Annotated in this window: 13 protein-coding genes; 10 read left to right on the top strand and 3 right to left on the bottom strand. The window is 38.6% G+C overall.

The annotated features are described in order from the left end of the window. Nucleotides 1-87 precede the first annotated feature (87 nt). The 5 genes from BM141_RS02175 to cobA all read left to right on the top strand — a co-directional run bounded on the left by BM141_RS02175 (nucleotide 88) and on the right by cobA (nucleotide 6,486). The gene (locus tag BM141_RS02175) at nucleotides 88-543 is read left to right on the top strand and encodes a nitrate reductase associated protein (protein ID WP_091539255.1); all 456 of its coding nucleotides are present in this window, start codon (nucleotides 88-90) and stop codon (nucleotides 541-543) included. A 52-nt stretch (nucleotides 544-595) separates the two neighbouring features. Continuing rightward, a complete protein-coding gene (locus BM141_RS02180) occupies nucleotides 596-2,104 on the top strand; it encodes a rubredoxin (protein WP_091539258.1) in 1,509 nt (502 codons plus the stop codon). Between the two features lie 356 nt (nucleotides 2,105-2,460). After that, nucleotides 2,461-4,953, top strand: a complete 2,493-nt coding sequence (gene nirB / locus BM141_RS02185; protein ID WP_091539261.1) for a nitrite reductase large subunit NirB — start codon at nucleotides 2,461-2,463, stop codon at nucleotides 4,951-4,953. A 93-nt stretch (nucleotides 4,954-5,046) separates the two neighbouring features. Continuing rightward, a complete protein-coding gene (gene nirD / locus BM141_RS02190; protein WP_091539264.1) occupies nucleotides 5,047-5,376 on the top strand; it encodes a nitrite reductase small subunit NirD in 330 nt (109 codons plus the stop codon). A 330-nt stretch (nucleotides 5,377-5,706) separates the two neighbouring features. Next, the gene (cobA, locus tag BM141_RS02195) at nucleotides 5,707-6,486 is read left to right on the top strand and encodes a uroporphyrinogen-III C-methyltransferase (RefSeq protein ID WP_091539267.1); all 780 of its coding nucleotides are present in this window, start codon (nucleotides 5,707-5,709) and stop codon (nucleotides 6,484-6,486) included. Nucleotides 6,487-6,549: 63 nt separating this feature from the next. Here the strand turns inward: cobA and BM141_RS02200 are convergent, their stop codons facing one another. From BM141_RS02200 to gpmI, 3 genes are read right to left on the bottom strand one after another with little or no spacing between them, the layout of a single operon-like run. Next, nucleotides 6,550-7,875: a serine hydroxymethyltransferase gene (locus tag BM141_RS02200; RefSeq protein ID WP_143090763.1), complete on the bottom strand. Its 1,326-nt coding sequence runs from the start codon at nucleotides 7,873-7,875 to the stop codon at nucleotides 6,550-6,552. Nucleotides 7,876-7,927: 52 nt separating this feature from the next. Continuing rightward, the gene (locus BM141_RS02205; protein WP_091539274.1) at nucleotides 7,928-8,857 is read right to left on the bottom strand and encodes a Ppx/GppA phosphatase family protein; all 930 of its coding nucleotides are present in this window, start codon (nucleotides 8,855-8,857) and stop codon (nucleotides 7,928-7,930) included. A 15-nt stretch (nucleotides 8,858-8,872) separates the two neighbouring features. Further along, on the bottom strand, nucleotides 8,873-10,399 hold the full coding sequence (gene gpmI, locus BM141_RS02210) for a 2,3-bisphosphoglycerate-independent phosphoglycerate mutase (protein WP_091539278.1): 1,527 nt from the start codon (nucleotides 10,397-10,399) through the stop codon (nucleotides 8,873-8,875). 190 nt (nucleotides 10,400-10,589) lie between these two features. On the opposite strand from gpmI, the gene BM141_RS02215 reads away from it, so the two are divergent. The 5 genes from BM141_RS02215 to BM141_RS02235 all read left to right on the top strand — a co-directional run bounded on the left by BM141_RS02215 (nucleotide 10,590) and on the right by BM141_RS02235 (nucleotide 16,726). Beyond that, the gene (locus BM141_RS02215; protein WP_091539282.1) at nucleotides 10,590-11,024 is read left to right on the top strand and encodes a hypothetical protein; all 435 of its coding nucleotides are present in this window, start codon (nucleotides 10,590-10,592) and stop codon (nucleotides 11,022-11,024) included. Between the two features lie 3 nt (nucleotides 11,025-11,027). Next, the gene (locus BM141_RS02220) at nucleotides 11,028-11,345 is read left to right on the top strand and encodes a hypothetical protein (RefSeq protein WP_091539285.1); all 318 of its coding nucleotides are present in this window, start codon (nucleotides 11,028-11,030) and stop codon (nucleotides 11,343-11,345) included. 5 nt (nucleotides 11,346-11,350) lie between these two features. Next, nucleotides 11,351-12,829 (top strand): cryptochrome/deoxyribodipyrimidine photo-lyase family protein, encoded by a 1,479-nt coding sequence (locus tag BM141_RS02225; protein ID WP_091539289.1) that lies wholly within the window; start codon nucleotides 11,351-11,353, stop codon nucleotides 12,827-12,829. Between the two features lie 111 nt (nucleotides 12,830-12,940). Beyond that, nucleotides 12,941-14,743 carry an acyl-CoA dehydrogenase gene (locus BM141_RS02230; protein WP_091539292.1) on the top strand — a complete coding sequence of 601 codons (1,803 nt, stop codon included), beginning with the start codon at nucleotides 12,941-12,943 and terminating at the stop codon, nucleotides 14,741-14,743. A 6-nt stretch (nucleotides 14,744-14,749) separates the two neighbouring features. Beyond that, on the top strand, nucleotides 14,750-16,726 hold the full coding sequence (locus BM141_RS02235) for a tetratricopeptide repeat-containing sensor histidine kinase (RefSeq protein WP_091539295.1): 1,977 nt from the start codon (nucleotides 14,750-14,752) through the stop codon (nucleotides 16,724-16,726). Nucleotides 16,727-16,732: the final 6 nt, after the last annotated feature.

Below are 16,732 nucleotides of genomic sequence, written 5' to 3' on the forward strand. Positions count from 1 at the left end.
TTAAGTAATTACTTAAACTGACTATTGAATGAGTATTTGAAATTTTTATAATTAATTTGTAATGAATCATTTAAAAATCTTAGCCTTATGAATCGTCCCATATTTTTCAAATTCGAAACCGACTTTATAGATACCTTACGTTGTATCCCTATGCAGGTGAGATTCAAATTAGATACATGTGGTATCAAGCTCAAGCTCGCAGAATGGGCAAAGTTTTCTAAAAAAGAAAAAGCAAACTTAGCCGCAATGCCTTGTAAAAGTCTTGAAAGCATACAAGTTTATAGAAATTACCTGCAAGAATTAGTTTTCCGATATACTAATGAGCAAGCGACAGATTTACCCATAGACCCAGCTCCTGTTTGGGCAAACTTGCAAGCTATTCCGCCAGATTTAGTAAAAAAACTATCAGAAGTAAATACCTTTATCTCACTAACTCAATGGCAAAAACTGACTGATTTACAGCGATTTGCTTTAGTGAAACTTTGTCATTCTTCTCATGAGAGCAAAAATTTTCCTCATGCCTTAAAAGAATTTGGTTTGTAGAGTTTCTATTCAGGCTTTTGTAATGTGCAAGAATTAAAGTCGAAATACAAATATGAAAAAGTTTACTACTATCAAAATTAATTTTACGGGAGGAATTATCGCTCTTAGTAAGCTACAAGACATTTTAACTTCTTCTCAGAAAGTAGGTATTAGAAATATACGTTTTGGCTTACGTCAGCAATTGATACTTGATATACCTCAAAAATTACAGAATATTTTTGAAAAAGAACTCAAAAGTAAGGAAATCTTATACGAAACAGACCTTGATTCTTTTCCTAATATTGTAAGTTCCTACCCAGCCGAAGAAGTATTCATAGAGGACAACTGGAACAGTGAGGGCGTATATAGAGATATTTTTGACCTATTTGACTACCGACCTAAGCTAAAAATTAATATCTCAGACCATTCCCAGAACTTTACCCCTTTTTTCACGGGCAATATTAATTGGATAGCATCTGAGGATACTCACCTTTGGTTTTTGGTAGTGCGTTTTCCGAAGACAAACGTAGTTTTTGAATGGAAAGAACTGATTTACAGTTTAGACATTCCAAAAGTCTCGAGAACGATAGAGGAAATAATTATTTCTTCTGGGGTAGATTTTTATGGCAACGATAGAGCCAATGGCGAGTTACTTTTTTTTAAGGTAAAACAAAAAATAGCCTATATCAGCAAGCCTATTGAGAAAAAAATGGAATTACCTCCCTTTAATCTGCCTTATTATGAGGGATTTAACCGACAAGGAAACAAAACTTGGTTAGGTATTTATCGCAGAGATGAGCTATTCTCAGTGGAGTTTCTATTGGAAATTTGTACTCTTTGCCTACAAACTAAAATAGGGCATATTTGTATTACTCCTTGGAAATCTCTGATTGTCAAGGGAATTGAAGAAAAGGATAGGAAACTTTGGAGTAGAATTATGGACAAATATGAGATGAACATAAGACATGCCGCCAATGAGCTTAACTGGCAAATAGAAGACCACAGCAACGAGGGAAATCAGCTTAAACAGTACTTAATCAAGTATCTGAACAAATATGATATGCGAACCTTTGGTTTATGTTTTGGGATTCAATTGCGTCCTAAATCAGAGCTTTTTGGCTCAGTAATTATTAGGAAAAAATACATTAAATTATTAGGAATTAAACTTTTGCCCTTATATGATATTTTGCATACAGAAAATTTCAATCCTAATCAAAGACAATTATATACTTTTAAGAAGAATGTATCTCGACTACAATTAGGCAAACAACTGTGTGAAATTTGTCATTTCTTCTATGCTTGGAAAAGCGTACAAGAAGAAAGACAAAAGCCCAATCAAATAACCTACAAAGATGATAGCAACGCATACGAGCCTAATAGTCCTTTTAATGTGGTATATCAATGCGCTGACTGCCTAAGTGTTTACGATGAAACAGTCGGCGAACCTGACAGAGGGATAGAACAAGGTACTCCTTTTGACTTACTTCCCGCTGATTATTGCTGTCCGCTTTGTGAGGCTAAAAAGGAACAGTATGTAAGAGTAAACATGGTAGAAAATAAAATAGTAAGGACAAGTATGTGAGTATTTGTACTTGGGACTTTTCAAAAAACATCTATAAGCACACTCACCCCTGACAGGTTTCGCAAACTAATTTTGTTTGGGGATAAAATAGCTAAGACATCTAATCTATATAATGAATAAATAGTACATGGTAGATGCTCTCTTTATCGATACATGATATTTTTACTTAAATGCTCAAAAAAATACTTAAAAAAAATACTTAAAAATTTTATTTTAATAAAAATTGTTCGTATTTTTGATATAAATTAAATTTTAAGCACTATTTATTAACAAGTTGATAATTTTTTAGCAAACCAAATCCGACTAAACTGATTTATTTTAATTTTTTACTCGTTACATTGTTTTTACCTAAACTAATGAAAATCATAGTTGTCGGAAATGGAATGGTTGGCTACAAATTTTGTGAAAAGCTAACCTCCCAGTCAATCAAATGCCAAATTACCGTTTTTGCAGAGGAAACACGCCCTGCTTATGACCGCGTACACTTAAGCGACCTTGTGAATGGCAAATCTCCTGAGGAACTTAGCATGAGTAGTGTAGAGTGGTACAGAGAAAGGGGGATTACCTTGCATCTTGCAGACCCAGTTCTTCACATAGACCGCTGTGACCAAAAAGTAACTTCTTTTTCAGGCATAGAGGCGTATTATGATTATTTAGTTCTTGCTACAGGCTCTGCACCTTTTGTTCCTTCAATCCAAGGTGTTGAGAAAGATGGCGTATTCGTTTATAGGACTATTGAGGACATAGAGCAACTCACCAGTTATGCTAAAAAAGCACAAATAGGAGCAGTTATTGGTGGGGGACTTTTGGGTTTAGAGGCAGCTAAGGCACTTTTGGACTTAGGCTTAGAAGAAATACACGTTATTGAATCCGCTCCAAGGCTGATGCCTCGCCAGATAGATGACAGAGGCTCGCAAATGCTCAAATCGAAACTTGAATCCATGAGGATACGAGTTCACACTAACAAAGTTACTAACCGAATTATAGGTAATGAATGTATTAGTGGAGTACAATTTGCTGACGGCAGTGAGCTGTTCCTACAAATGTTAATTATTTCTGCGGGAATCAAACCCAGAGATGAGTTGGCTGTTAAGGCTGGTTTAAGTGTAGGCGCGAAAGGTGGCATTATAGTCAATGAAAAAATGCAAACTTCTGACAAGAATATATTTGCCATCGGAGAATGCGCACTTTATGAAGGAATGATTTATGGTTTGGTAGCACCAGGTTATGAAATGGCAGAAGTGGCTGTTGCTCAGCTCACCCAAGCAAACAAGCGATTCTCTTATTATGACATGAGTACTAAGCTAAAGTTAGTGGGGGTAGATGTAGCAAGTTTTGGTAATCCATTTGCTTGTGAGCCTGAATGTAAAACACTTATCCTGGAGGATAAAAACAAAGGCATTTACAAGCGCATCAATATCAGTGCAGACGGCAAATACCTGATTGGAGGGATATTAGTAGGAGAAGCCAAAGACTACAATATGCTCTTACAAATCACTAAAAACAAAATATTACTTCCACCAAATCCTGAAGATTTGATATTGGGAACAGGCGGTGAAGGTAAAGAAAACTCAGCAACCAAAATAACAGATTTGCCTGAGGAGGCAATAGTGTGCTCTTGTGAATCAGTAAATAAAGGTAGTATTTGCAATGCTATCATAGCGCAAAATATAGAAAGCATAGAACAAGTAAAAAAATGTACCAAAGCAGGCACCGGTTGCGGTGGTTGCACGCCACTACTCCAAGAACTTCTCACTGCTACTATGAAAACACAGGGAAAATACGTAAGAAATGTACTCTGCGAACATTTCCAATACTCGAGGCAAGAGATTCTTGACCTCATCAAGCTAAAAGGCTTCAGAACCTACGATGAGGTATTGGACACAATAGGCAAAGGCGACGGCTGTGAAATTTGTAAACCTGCAATTGCTTCTATTTTGGCGAGTTTATGGAATGAAATGATTTTAAAGCAAGATACTATCCAAGACACTAATGACAGGTTCTTAGCAAATATTCAAAAAGGAGGTACTTATTCCGTAGTGCCTCGTATCCCAGGAGGTGAAATCTCTCCTGACAAACTCATAGTTATTGGGCAGATTGCTAAAAAATACGGCTTATATACAAAAATCACGGGCGGGCAGCGCATAGACCTATTTGGAGCGCACCTCTCCGACCTCCCACTTATCTGGGAAGAGCTTATCGCCGCAGGTTTTGAGAGTGGACATGCCTACGGAAAGGCAATGCGTACTGTTAAAAGTTGTATAGGCTCGACATGGTGCCGCTTTGGCGTACAAGATAGTGTTAGCTTTGCCATAAGAATCGAGGAACGCTACAAAGGAATCCGCGCTCCTCATAAACTAAAATCTGCGGTATCAGGCTGTATTAGAGAATGTGCTGAGGCACAGAGCAAAGATTTTGGTATTATCGCTACTGAAAAAGGTTGGAATTTGTATGTATGTGGGAACGGAGGTACAAAACCACAGCACGCCCTTCTCTTAGCAAGTGACTTAGACGAGGAAACCTGTATTCGTTACATAGACCGCTTTCTCATGTTTTACATCAAAACAGCAGACCCTCTCACACGTACAGCCACTTGGCTCAACAAAATGGAAGGAGGCATTAATTACCTTCGCAATGTAGTGGTCAATGATAGTTTGGGCATGGCAGCACAGTGGGAGGCAGAAATGCAACAACTCGTCAATACCTTTAAGTGTGAGTGGAAAGAGGCTATTAATGACCCTCAAATCCGCAAGCGATTCTGTCATTTTGTAAATGCTCCTATGGAAAAAGACCCTACTGTAGAGTTTGTCCCTTTACGCAACCAAGTAAAAGCAAAAGATTGGAAATAGGTAAATTAAGTATGCTCAGTGAGATAAATCTTACCCAATAACAACAAGTAATTAATAATGAGTAACTAACATAGAAAATTTAATAATAAAAAAATGAATTGGTTTTTAGCTTGTACCGAGCAGGACGTTCCAGATAATGGAGGAGCTTGCATCAAATACAAAAATGAACAGATTGCTGTATTTAACTTCAAGCGCAGAGGTGAATGGTATGCTACCCAAAACCTCTGCCCACACCGCCAACAGATGGTTCTCTCACGAGGCATTATAGGCACACAAGAAGGCGAACCTAAAGTTGCTTGTCCTTTCCACAAAAAGAACTATTCTTTGCAGAGCGGCAAGTGCCTCAACGGAAGTGAGCAAAGCCTCAAAATCTATCCTATCAAAGTTGAAAATGGTATGGTATATATTGGGGTAGAAGAGTAAAGCAGTATAGCCTGAATTGGGCTGGTACAGATTGAGATAGGCAATTCTATCTCCAAGCAAACTATCAGAATTTTTACCATTTGATTTGCAATAGATTACTTTTTTAGGCTTAGATGATTAATTTATCTAAATTGTTACTGACTATCTATGGAACACCGATAATACTGATTTTACTGATAAAACACCGATTTGGAGGTAATTTATCAGTGAAAATCCATGCAATCTGTAAAATCTGTCTTGTAAAGTTATTATGCAAAAAAAGTTACTCAACTAACTTACTGATTATAAGTAAGTAAAGCTCTATAGAATAAATTTTCAGTCAAAGCTAATATGAAAAAAAAAATCAAACTTAGTTTAGTAGGTGCGGGACCGGGAGACCCCGACCTCATCACCCTTAAAGCAATTAAAGTATTACAGAAAGCAGATGTAATCCTTTATGATGCTTTAGTAAATGAAGCACTTTTAGACTACGCCCCTCAAGCAGTCAAAATGTTTGTAGGTAAGCGTTTAGGCTGTCATGCTTGCACCCAAGAACAGATAAACCAACTCATTATCGAATCTGCCTTTAAGTATGGTCATGTTGTCAGGTTAAAAGGCGGCGACCCTTTCATATTTGGGCGAGCCAAAGAAGAAATAGACTATGCTACTGCTTTTAATATCCCTGTCGAGGTAGTCCAAGGGGTATCCAGCCCGCTTGCTGTGCCCGCTTCTCAAATGATACCCCTAACATGCCGAGGCATTAGTGAAAGTTTTTGGGTAATTACAGGCACAAAGCACACAGGAGAACTCTCCACTGACCTGCTACTTGCAGCACAATCCTCTGCTACTGTAGTTATCTTAATGGCAATGAGCAAACTAAGTCAAATCATGGATATCTTTAATAACTATGGCAAAGCCAATACCCCCGTTGCTATTATCCAAAATGGTACGACAAAAGAAGAAAAATATGTCTTAGGATATGTACATGACATTGTTCAAAAATCTCGACAAGCAGGCATGAGTAATCCAGCTGTTATTGTGGTCGGCGAAGTCGTAAGCCTTCACCCTGATTTGATGAGCAGCCTATATTTAGTAGAAAATAATCGATACCATGGGCATAAAGCCCCGTAGGAAGAACGAATGTATATTTCTGCCTACGGAGCCATACAATTATTTATGCTGCTTACTTTTTTACTATGCCATTGCAACTTCCTCTACTTGTGCAAACAACGGAAAATGACTCATCCACTCATTTACTTCGTTTTTCACTTGGGCAATGATAGCTTCGTTGGTATGGTTAGTAAGTACTTTGTCTATCAGCTCTGCTACTCTTGCCATGTCTTGTTCTTTCATACCTCTGGTAGTAATGGCAGGTACGCCTATCCTGATACCCGAAGTTACCATAGGGGATTTGTCATCAAAAGGTACCATGTTTTTATTTACTGTAATATCTGCTTTGATAAGTGCGTTCTCCGCCTCTTTTCCTGTGATACCTTTATTCCTCAGGTCTATGAGCATGAGGTGGTTATCCGTTCCTCCTGAAATAATTTGATAGCCTCTTTCCAGAAACATATCTGCCAAGAGGTCTGCATTTTTCTTTACCTGCAAGATGTAGTGCATATACTCATCAGAGAGGGCTTCTCGGTAAGCCACTGCTTTTGCAGCAATGATATGCTCCAAAGGACCTCCTTGAGTACCAGGAAACACGCCAGAGTCCAATAATTCAGACATCATGCGAAGTTTCCCCTTAGGATTAGTTTTGCCAAAAGGATTTTCAAAGTCTTCACCTATCATAATCATACCACCTCTGGGACCTCTTAGGGTTTTGTGGGTAGTAGTCGTAACGATATGGCAATGCTTCATAGGGTCGTTGAGTAAACCTCTGGCTATCAAGCCTGATGGGTGGGAAATATCTGCTAAAAGCAAAGCTCCTACTTTGTCAGCGATTTGTCTAAGGGCTACATAGTCCCAATCTCTGGAATAAGCAGACGCTCCACAGATGATTAACTTAGGGAGTTCTTTCTTGGCTGTAGCTTCTACTTTGTTATAATCAATTACGCCTGTTTCTTTTTCTACTCCATAAAAGGAGGCTTTGTATAGTTTTCCTGAGAAATTTACAGGCGAACCATGCGTCAAATGCCCTCCATGAGATAGGTCAAAACCGAGAATTTTATCCCCTGCTTCTAAAACGGCAAGCATTACTGCGGCATTTGCCTGCGCTCCAGAATGCGGTTGTACGTTTACCCATTCTGCACGGAAAAGCTCTTTGGCACGCTCTATGGCTAAACTTTCTATTTCATCTACTACCTCACAGCCCCCATAATAGCGTTTATGAGGCAATCCTTCTGCATATTTATTAGTCAATACTGTTCCCATTGCTTGTAGCACATAGGGAGAAACAAAGTTTTCTGAGGCTATCAGTTCTAAACCTCTTGTTTGTCTTTCTTGCTCTTTATCAATTAGTTCAAAGATTCTTTCGTCAGGTCGTATCATAAAATTGGACAGAGTTGAATAGTTCATAAAACAAAGATAGATAAGTTCATTAGAAAAGCCTAACTTCTTTCTTTTTTTATTAGATTTTCTTGTTTGCCCATTCCCACAAAACTCCTTCTTTAAGTGAGGCGGCGGAAACACGCATTTGCTTGATAGCTAATCTATTGACTATAAAATCAATAAGGCAGGAAGCCACTACTATCATCTCAGCTCTTTCTGCCGTCATGCCTTCTATTTTTAACCTTTCTTCTAAGTTTTTACTAATAAGTTGCTGATGAATTTGCTTGTATGCACTGATAGGCATGTTAAACTCTTTTTTCTCTTTCAAGCTGTTATAAATATGATTTTCAGCGCAATAAATATCTACTATGGTATCAAAAGAACCCGCAGAGCCTATCAATGCTTGGGGTAAAAATTGCTCATTTGCTTCAAACAAAGGGGACAATATTTTTTCCAAATAAGCATTGAGTTGTTCTATTTCTCTTTGGCTAATAGGGTCGTTTTGGTGAAAATCATACAATAATCGCTGCGCTCCTATCTCAAAACTTTGCTTCCAATAGATTTCTTCAGCATCGCATATAATAAACTCCACACTTCCCCCCCCTATGTCCATAATGAGAGAAATTTCTGTAATGACCAAATAAGATTTTACCCCATAATAAATTAGTTCTGCCTCCCTTTCTCCCTCTATAACTTGGATTTGAATACCCGTTTTTGATTTGACCAAGTTTATTAACTCCTTCCCATTCAAGGCATTGCGTACAGCACTTGTAGCAATCGCCTGAATCTCCTCGCACCCAAAAGTATCTATGATTTTTTTGAAATTTTGCAAATATTGTAAAGCACGCTCCATAGCGTCGGGAGCAATTATCCGACTGTGAATCCCTCCCTTGCCAATAAAGGCAAAAACTTTTGACTTGTGTAAAATCTCAATTTTATCTTGTTGCTTTTCAGCAATTAGTAAGTGAAAGTTATTTGTCCCAATATCTATAATAGCGATTCTACTCATTGTATCTACCTAAGATTAATCCGCTATCAAGGACTCCCCTGTCATCTCTGCGGGCTGCTTGATACCCATAAGTTTGAGGATAGTAGGAGCAATATCTGCTAATTTTCCGTCTTTTAGCTTGCCTTTGAAGTCTTTATCTACCAAAATGCAAGGTACTAAGTTCAAGCTATGGGCTGTATTGGGCGAGCCATCGGGGTTAATCATGTAGTCGGCGTTGCCATGGTCGGCAATTACAATACTTGCATAGTCATTGGCTAAGGCAGTATCAAGAACTTCTCCCATGCACCTATCCACCGTTTCGCAGGCTTTGACCACGGCAGAAAACACGCCTGTATGCCCTACCATGTCAGGATTGGCAAAGTTCAAACAAATAAAATCTGCACTTTTCTGCTTGATTTCAGGGATAATAGCATTTTTGATGTCCTCTGCACTCATTTCTGGTTGTAAATCATAGGTCGCTACCTTAGGTGAAGGGCACATAATTCTTTTTTCTCCTTCAAAAACTTCTTCTCTACCTCCAGAGAAAAAGAAAGTTACGTGTGGATATTTTTCTGTTTCTGCAATTCGAATTTGTGTTTTTCCCTCTTTTGCCAAGACCTCCCCCAAAGACATCGCTAAATTATCTTCCTCAAAAAGAATATTCACGCCTTTAAAACTCTCATCGTAACGCGTCATAGTGAGGTAGTTCAGGTTGAGTTTGTGCATGTTCTGCTCGTGGAAATCTTGCTGCGTAAGAGCCATAGTAATTTCCCTACCTCTATCCGTCCTGAAATTGAAGCAAAGCACTACATCACCGTCTTTAATAATAGCAAGTGGTTGATTATTAGCATCTGTGCAAATAATTGGCTTGATGAACTCATCGGTGATTTCCTTAGCATAAGAGGCTTTGATGCCTTCCTCTGCGGTAGAAAAATGATCGCCAATGCCATTGACCATTGCATCGTAGGCTAATTTTACCCTTTCCCAACGCTTATCTCTGTCCATAGCATAATAACGTCCTGTAACAGAAGCAATTTTTCCTGCACTATTTTGCAAGTGATTCTCTAATTCTTGGATAAAGCCCAAACCTGACTGTGGGTCAGTATCTCGCCCATCGGTAAAGGCATGAATGAAAACATCGCTTAGTCCTTCATTTTTAGCAATGTTACAAAGGGCTTTGAGGTGGTTGATATGTGAGTGAACCCCGCCATCAGACACTAAACCTATCAAATGCACGGATTTTTTATTTTCTTTGGCGTATTTGAAAGCCTCTAATAAGGTTGGGTTTTTATCTAAAATTTTGGCATCTATGGCTTTATTAATTTTGACAAACATCTGATTGACTACTCTGCCTGCCCCCAAGTTCATGTGTCCTACTTCTGAGTTGCCCATTTGCCCATCGGGTAGCCCTACTGCCAACCCACAGGCTTCCAATTTACTATGGGCATATTTTTCATTCAAACTGTCCATGACAGGTGTATTTGCTTGTGCAATGGCAGAAATTTTGGGGTCTAAACCTAAGCCCCAACCGTCTAATATCATCAGAAGAACTCGTTTGTTCATGTTAGTAAGTAAGTGTAATGGATAAATGATTGATGCTCAAAATTACTGACTTATTGTGGACTTTTCAAAAAACCACTCTTAAAATAAAATTTAAAGTCATCATTTTGGGTTGCCTTCAAACAAAAAGTAGTTTTTCAGGTTTAGGTATGTAAAACTAAATTTTTTATCTAACCGACATTTTTATCTGATTATGGAAAATAAATTATCTAATGACTTTCAACTTATTGAAAGATTCAGTCATGCAGAAGTTTATATATGGCAAGAAAAGAAGGCTTTACTCATCGTAGCTAATGCTAATTATATTCCAATAGAAGAATTTAAAGAATTATTTACTCAAACAGGCGAAATCATTCAAAAGTATCATATAACAAAAGTGATTTTTGACAAAAGAAAATTAACGGTATTCCACCAACCTTCTATGGAGTGGTATTTTGTTATTTGGAAAGAGGAGATGTTTTTAAAATATGGCGTAAAAACGCACCGCAAAATTCTGCCTGATGATAGTGTTTTTGTGCAAAGCGTAAAGTTAGGTAGAATGAAAATAGAAAGAGAGTATCCTAACGGAAAATACAAAGAATTGGACATTCAGTATGCAGATTCCATTGAGGAAGCAGTAGAAAAATGATGTATGAACGAAAAGCAAAATGAAACCCAACACTGCCTTCATGAGGAAGTGGTTTATTTGAAAGAGCAGTTAGCGGCACAGAAATGCATGCTTAGCGATGCACTCGCTTATTCTAATGAATTGCAAAAAGAAGTTGCTCACCTAAAAGAGCAACTTTCTTTGCATCAGTCAAAACTCATAGATACGGAGAGTTACTCCAAAAAGTTAGAAGAAAAACTTAGTCAGTTGGCTTACTTGATAAAAACACTGAATAGTCAAGTGGCAGAAATTGGAAATACTTTACAAAATCTCGATGATTGTATAGACAAAGCAGAAGACTGAGGTCAATGGAAACTATCAACGTCTTATGGTTTAAAAGAGATTTAAGGCTTTATGACCACGCTCCCCTGCGTCAAGCATTGGAAAGCCTCTATGCTACTCTATTGATTTTCTTTTTTGAACCCTCTGTCATACAGTTAGCTGAACATTCTGAAAGGCATTGGATTTTTGCCAAAGAGTCGCTGCAAGACCTGCAAAATCGCCTTAGACCTTACCAAGCACACATTTATATATTTGAAAATGAGGTAATTCCGGTTTTTAAGCGAATTTTAGAAAAGTATAAAATTCATGCTGTTTTTTCGCACCAAGAAATTGGACAGAAAGTTACTTTTGACCGGGATAAACAATTTAAAAAATTTTGTCAAGCTGCTCAAATACAATGGATTGAAAGTAAAAAAGACGGGGTACTGCGCGGGCTAAAAAACAGAGAAGGCTGGAACGAGCAGTGGGTCGCTACCATGCAAACCCCTACGGAAAAAGTAAATTTAACAAAGCTAAAAGCAGTTCATTTAGAACCTTCATTTTTTGAAAACTATGGCTTGCTTAATATTGAGAATCAAAAGTTTACTCATGATTTGCAGAAAGGTGGAGAAACTTTGGCATGGCGATATTTAAAAAGTTTTACCCAAGAGCGAATCGTAAACTATGCCAAACATCTTTCCAAACCCGCAGAAAGCAGAAAGTCTTGTAGCCGCATTTCCCCTTACTTGGCTTGGGGCAATTTGTCTATCAGGCAGGTATATCAAGTCATGCAAGCAGAGAAGGAAAAATTCCCTTTTCTCCAGCACGCTTTCACAAGTTTTGAATCTCGTTTGCATTGGCACTGTCATTATATCCAACGCTTTGAGATGGAGTGTAGCATGGAGTTCAAAAATCTTCACCCTGCCTTTGATGCAGTACGCCAAGAGGTCAATCCTGAGTACGTACATGCTTGGCAGACAGGCAGAACGGGTATTCCTCTCGTAGATGCTTGTATGCGTTGCGTCAATGCCACAGGCTACTTGAACTTTAGAATGAGGGCTATGCTGGTTTCTTTCCTTACACACCACCTTTTCCAGCCTTGGCAGGCAGGAGTAGCCCACTTAGCAAGGCAATTTCTTGACTATGAGGTAGGGATTCATTTCTGCCAATTCCAAATGCAAGCAAGCACCATGGGAACAGCCTCCCAGAAAATCCGCATATACAATCCCACTAAGCAAGCCGAAGACCACGACCCTGAAGCCAAATTCATTAAAACTTGGCTTCCTGAACTGCAAAACTTGCCTACGTATCTGGCTTACGAACCTTGGAAAATTACGCACTTGGAAGAACATTTATACAAATTCAAGTTGGGCATAGACTATCCGTACCCTTTGGTAGATATAGAGGAAAGTGCCAGAAAAGCAAGAGATACTCTCTTTGAGATTAGCAAGACCGACTTTGCCAAACGAGAAACTTTGCGAATTACCCAAAAACACTCGATGCCTGCTTATATTGCTTTTGGGTAAGTAGAAGGGCTATTACCGCTAAACGAAAACTTTATTATTTTATCCTTTCTTGCTTATCAAAACAAATTCTCTTAACTTTCCCTTCTCAAAAAAGCATCAAATTAAGTTAATATGCCTAAACAATATTTAAACTTACGCAATCTATATTTCTTGTTGCACGAAGTCCACCAAGCAAGTTCTCTTTGTAAATATGCTTACTACCAAGACCATAACAAAGAAACTTTTAATATGGTGCTTGATGCCGCCAAATCCTTAGCAGATAAGCACTTGCATCCTTATCTGACTGAGATGGACAGAAAAGCCCCACGATACGAGCATGGACAAATCTTCGTACACCCCCAAGTAAAAAACTTGATGAAACTCTACGGAGAAGGAGGCTGGATTTCTGCTACTGCTACTTATGAGGAAGGAGGGCAACAACTACCCTTGATAGTTTCTAACTTAGTGGGTTTTATCTTTGGTGCGGCAAATTATTCGGCTTCTGTTTTTCCTTTTCTCTCCACAGGGGCTTCTAACCTCATTCGCAATTTTGGGAAGGAAGAATTGAAAAAAACTTTCATTCCTAAAATGTACACTGGGGAATGGCAAGGTACTATGGCTCTTACCGAACCGCAGGCGGGAAGTTCGCTTTCCGATGTGCAAACTACGGCATACCCTACTGCAACAGGGCATTTCCTCATCAAAGGGCAAAAGATTTTCATTTCCGCAGGCGACCACGACGCCGTAGAAAATGTCGTGCATTTGCTTTTGGCAAGAATACAGGGAGCGCCCGCAGGCACGAAGGGAATTTCTCTTTTTGTCGTGCCTAAAAAAAGATTAGAAAACGGACAATTGGTGAGTAATGACGTAATTACAGCAGGCATGTATCATAAAATGGGTTATAAAGGTGCGCCCATTGCTCACTTGATTTTTGGAGAAAAGGAGGACTGTCATGGCTATTTAGTGGGAGAACCCCACAAGGGTTTGAGCTATATGTTCCAAATGATGAACGAGGCACGCTTGGCGGTGGGAATGTCGGCAGTATCTATTGCCTCTGCCGCTTATTATGCCTCTTTGGAATACGCACAAGAAAGACCACAAGGCAGACCACTCTCCGCTAAAAATCTTGCCGAGCCTCAAATTCCTATTATAGAGCATTTTGACGTAAGGCGAATGTTGCTTTTCCAAAAATCAGTAGTAGAAGGTTCACTTTCCCTGTTGATGCAGTGCAGTTTGTACGCAGATTTAGCTAAAGTAAGCGAAGGCGAAACAAAAGCAGAATACGAACTCTTGTTAGACTTGCTCACTCCCGTAGCTAAAAGCTATCCTTCGGAAATGGCGATTTTGACCACAAGTGCTGCTATTCAATGCTTGGGAGGTTATGGTTTTTTGGAAGATTTCACTCCTGAGCAATTTTTTAGGGATACGCGCATCCACCCTATTCACGAAGGGACTACAGGCATACAAGGGTTAGATTTGTTAGGACGGAAAGCCATGATGCAAGACGGCAAGGCGGTAGTGCTATTCATGACCGAAATACGAAAAACCCTACTTGCTGTACCTGCGGTAAGTCGCTTACGACCCAGAAAACATGAATTAGCAGAAGCAAGCCAATACTTGCAAGGCATTACTATGCACTTAGCAGACTTAGCAAAAGAAGGGCAAATAGAAAAGTGTTTAGCCGATGCTACCTTATATTTAGAATATTTTGGTATCATAGCCATAGCTTGGCAGTGGCTTGTTCAGGGTATAGCCGCAGAAAAAGCCTTAGACAATGATAATTTAAGCGAAGAGGAATACAATTTTTATCAAGGAAAAATCCTTACTTTGCATTATTTTTATGAATATGAATTGCCTAAAATAAAGATACTTCATAGACGTTTAGAAAGTAGTAATTACCTGACCGTTACTATGAAATCAACCTATTTGGTTTAGAAATATATGCAAAAATATTTTTTGTTGGTCTTTTGTATGATTTTTCTTAGCTGCGCTTTGTTTGCTCAACCCAATGAGCGTATAGATATCCTTGAAAACCTACTAAAAAATGCAAAAGAAGATAGCAACAAAGTATTGATTATGTATCAGTTGGCTTGGAATTACCTCTCCTCTAAGCCTGAGAAAATGAAAGAATATACACTCAAAGGCATTGCCCTTGCTCACCAAATTAGGTTCTATCACGGCGAGGTACTTTTGTTGAACCGCTTAGGAGATTATTATTCTCATGCAGGCAATTATCCCAAAGCCATAGAATATTCTACCCAATCTTTGAAATTAGCCGAAGCGACCAAGGACTCCATAGGTATTGCCGATGCCCATGTCCTTTTAGGTATCATTCATCAAGAAGGACTGAAAAACAAAGAGTTAGCTATGCGACATCACATAGAAGCATTGAAAATTTACGAAAAGCAAAAGAATAAGAATGGTGTAGCGGCAGCACTGAACCTCCTTGCTCGCTTCTATTCCTCTACTAAGCGGGACTTACCGCTTGCCTTGCAATACACGGAAAAATCCATAACAATTGCTCGAGGTACTCATAATGAAGACTTTTTAGCGTGGTGCTTGACTACAAGAGGCTCAGTATATAACGATGCAGCTAATTTTGACTCAGCTTTATTTTATTTTCAAAAAGCCACGCAAGCCTATCAAAGAGCCAAAGATAAAACCAATGTAGCAATCAATGGATTACTTATTGGGAATGTGTACCTGAAACAGGGTAAATTTTCACAAGCATTACAAAGCTATTGGCAGCAACTTTATCCTATCAAAGAACTGAAAGCCAATGCCATGCTCAGAGATGCTTACAAGGGATTAGCCGAAGTCTATGCCGCCCAGAAGCGTTACGATAGTGCCTACCTCTATCATTTTTGGTACACCCAACTCAAAGATTCTATTTCTAATGAGGAAACAGCCCAAAAAGTAGCGATTGTGCAATCCCGATACGAAGAAGAAAAGAAAGAAGCCAAAATAGCTCTTTTAGAGAAAGAAAAGGAAATAGCCAAAGATGAAAAGCAACATTACATCGTAGGTTTTGCGGGGTTTGCTTTGTTGGTATTATTTGTTTTATTCTTTATTGTTAGAAACAACCAGCAAAAACAAAAAGTAAATCGCCTACTGCAAGAAAAAAACGAAGAGATAGCTACCCAAAACGAAGAGCTTTTGCAAGCCAAAGAGGAAATTACTGTGCAAAGAGATATGTTAGAAGAACAAAATAAACAACTCAAAGAAGTCAATGATACTAAAAATAAACTTTTTTCTATTGTTTCTCACGACCTCAGAAGTCCTATCAACCGCTTAAAAGGCATACTTAGCTTAGTGGTACATGATGCAATTTCGGAGGCTGAGCTTAAAATGTATTTTGCGAACCTTTATGGAAATATCAATAGCCTTCACGACACCTTAGATAACCTGCTCCAATGGGCTTATTCTCAAATGGAAGGTATCAAAAGTACCCCACAAAAAGTAGATATACACCAACTTATTGAAAATCACATTATTTTATTTTCAGAAATTGCTAAAGCAAAGCAAATTGCAATCTCTCAACAAGTACCTTCAGATTTGTATGCTTTTGCTGATGAACACCAAGTGAGGCTTATTTTGAGAAATTTAATTCATAACGCTATCAAATTTACTCCTCTACAAGGGCAAATTACCATTTTTACCAAACAAATAGAGGAGTTCGTAGAAATTGCCGTAAAGGATACAGGCGTAGGAATGTCTAAAGAGCAATTAGCCAACTTATTCCAAACCAAACTATATCAATCCACACAAGGGACACAAGGAGAAAAAGGCACAGGTTTAGGGCTAATCCTTTGCAAAGAAATGGTAGAAAAAAATGGTGGCAGCATTTGGGTAGAAAGTACAGAAGGTAAAGGAAGTATTTTTTATTTCACCTTACCTATTGACCGTGCAAACCATTAGTACTTA

The sequence above is a fragment of the Thermoflexibacter ruber genome (genome assembly GCF_900113045.1).
Lineage (GTDB): Bacteria > Bacteroidota > Bacteroidia > Cytophagales > Thermoflexibacteraceae > Thermoflexibacter > Thermoflexibacter ruber.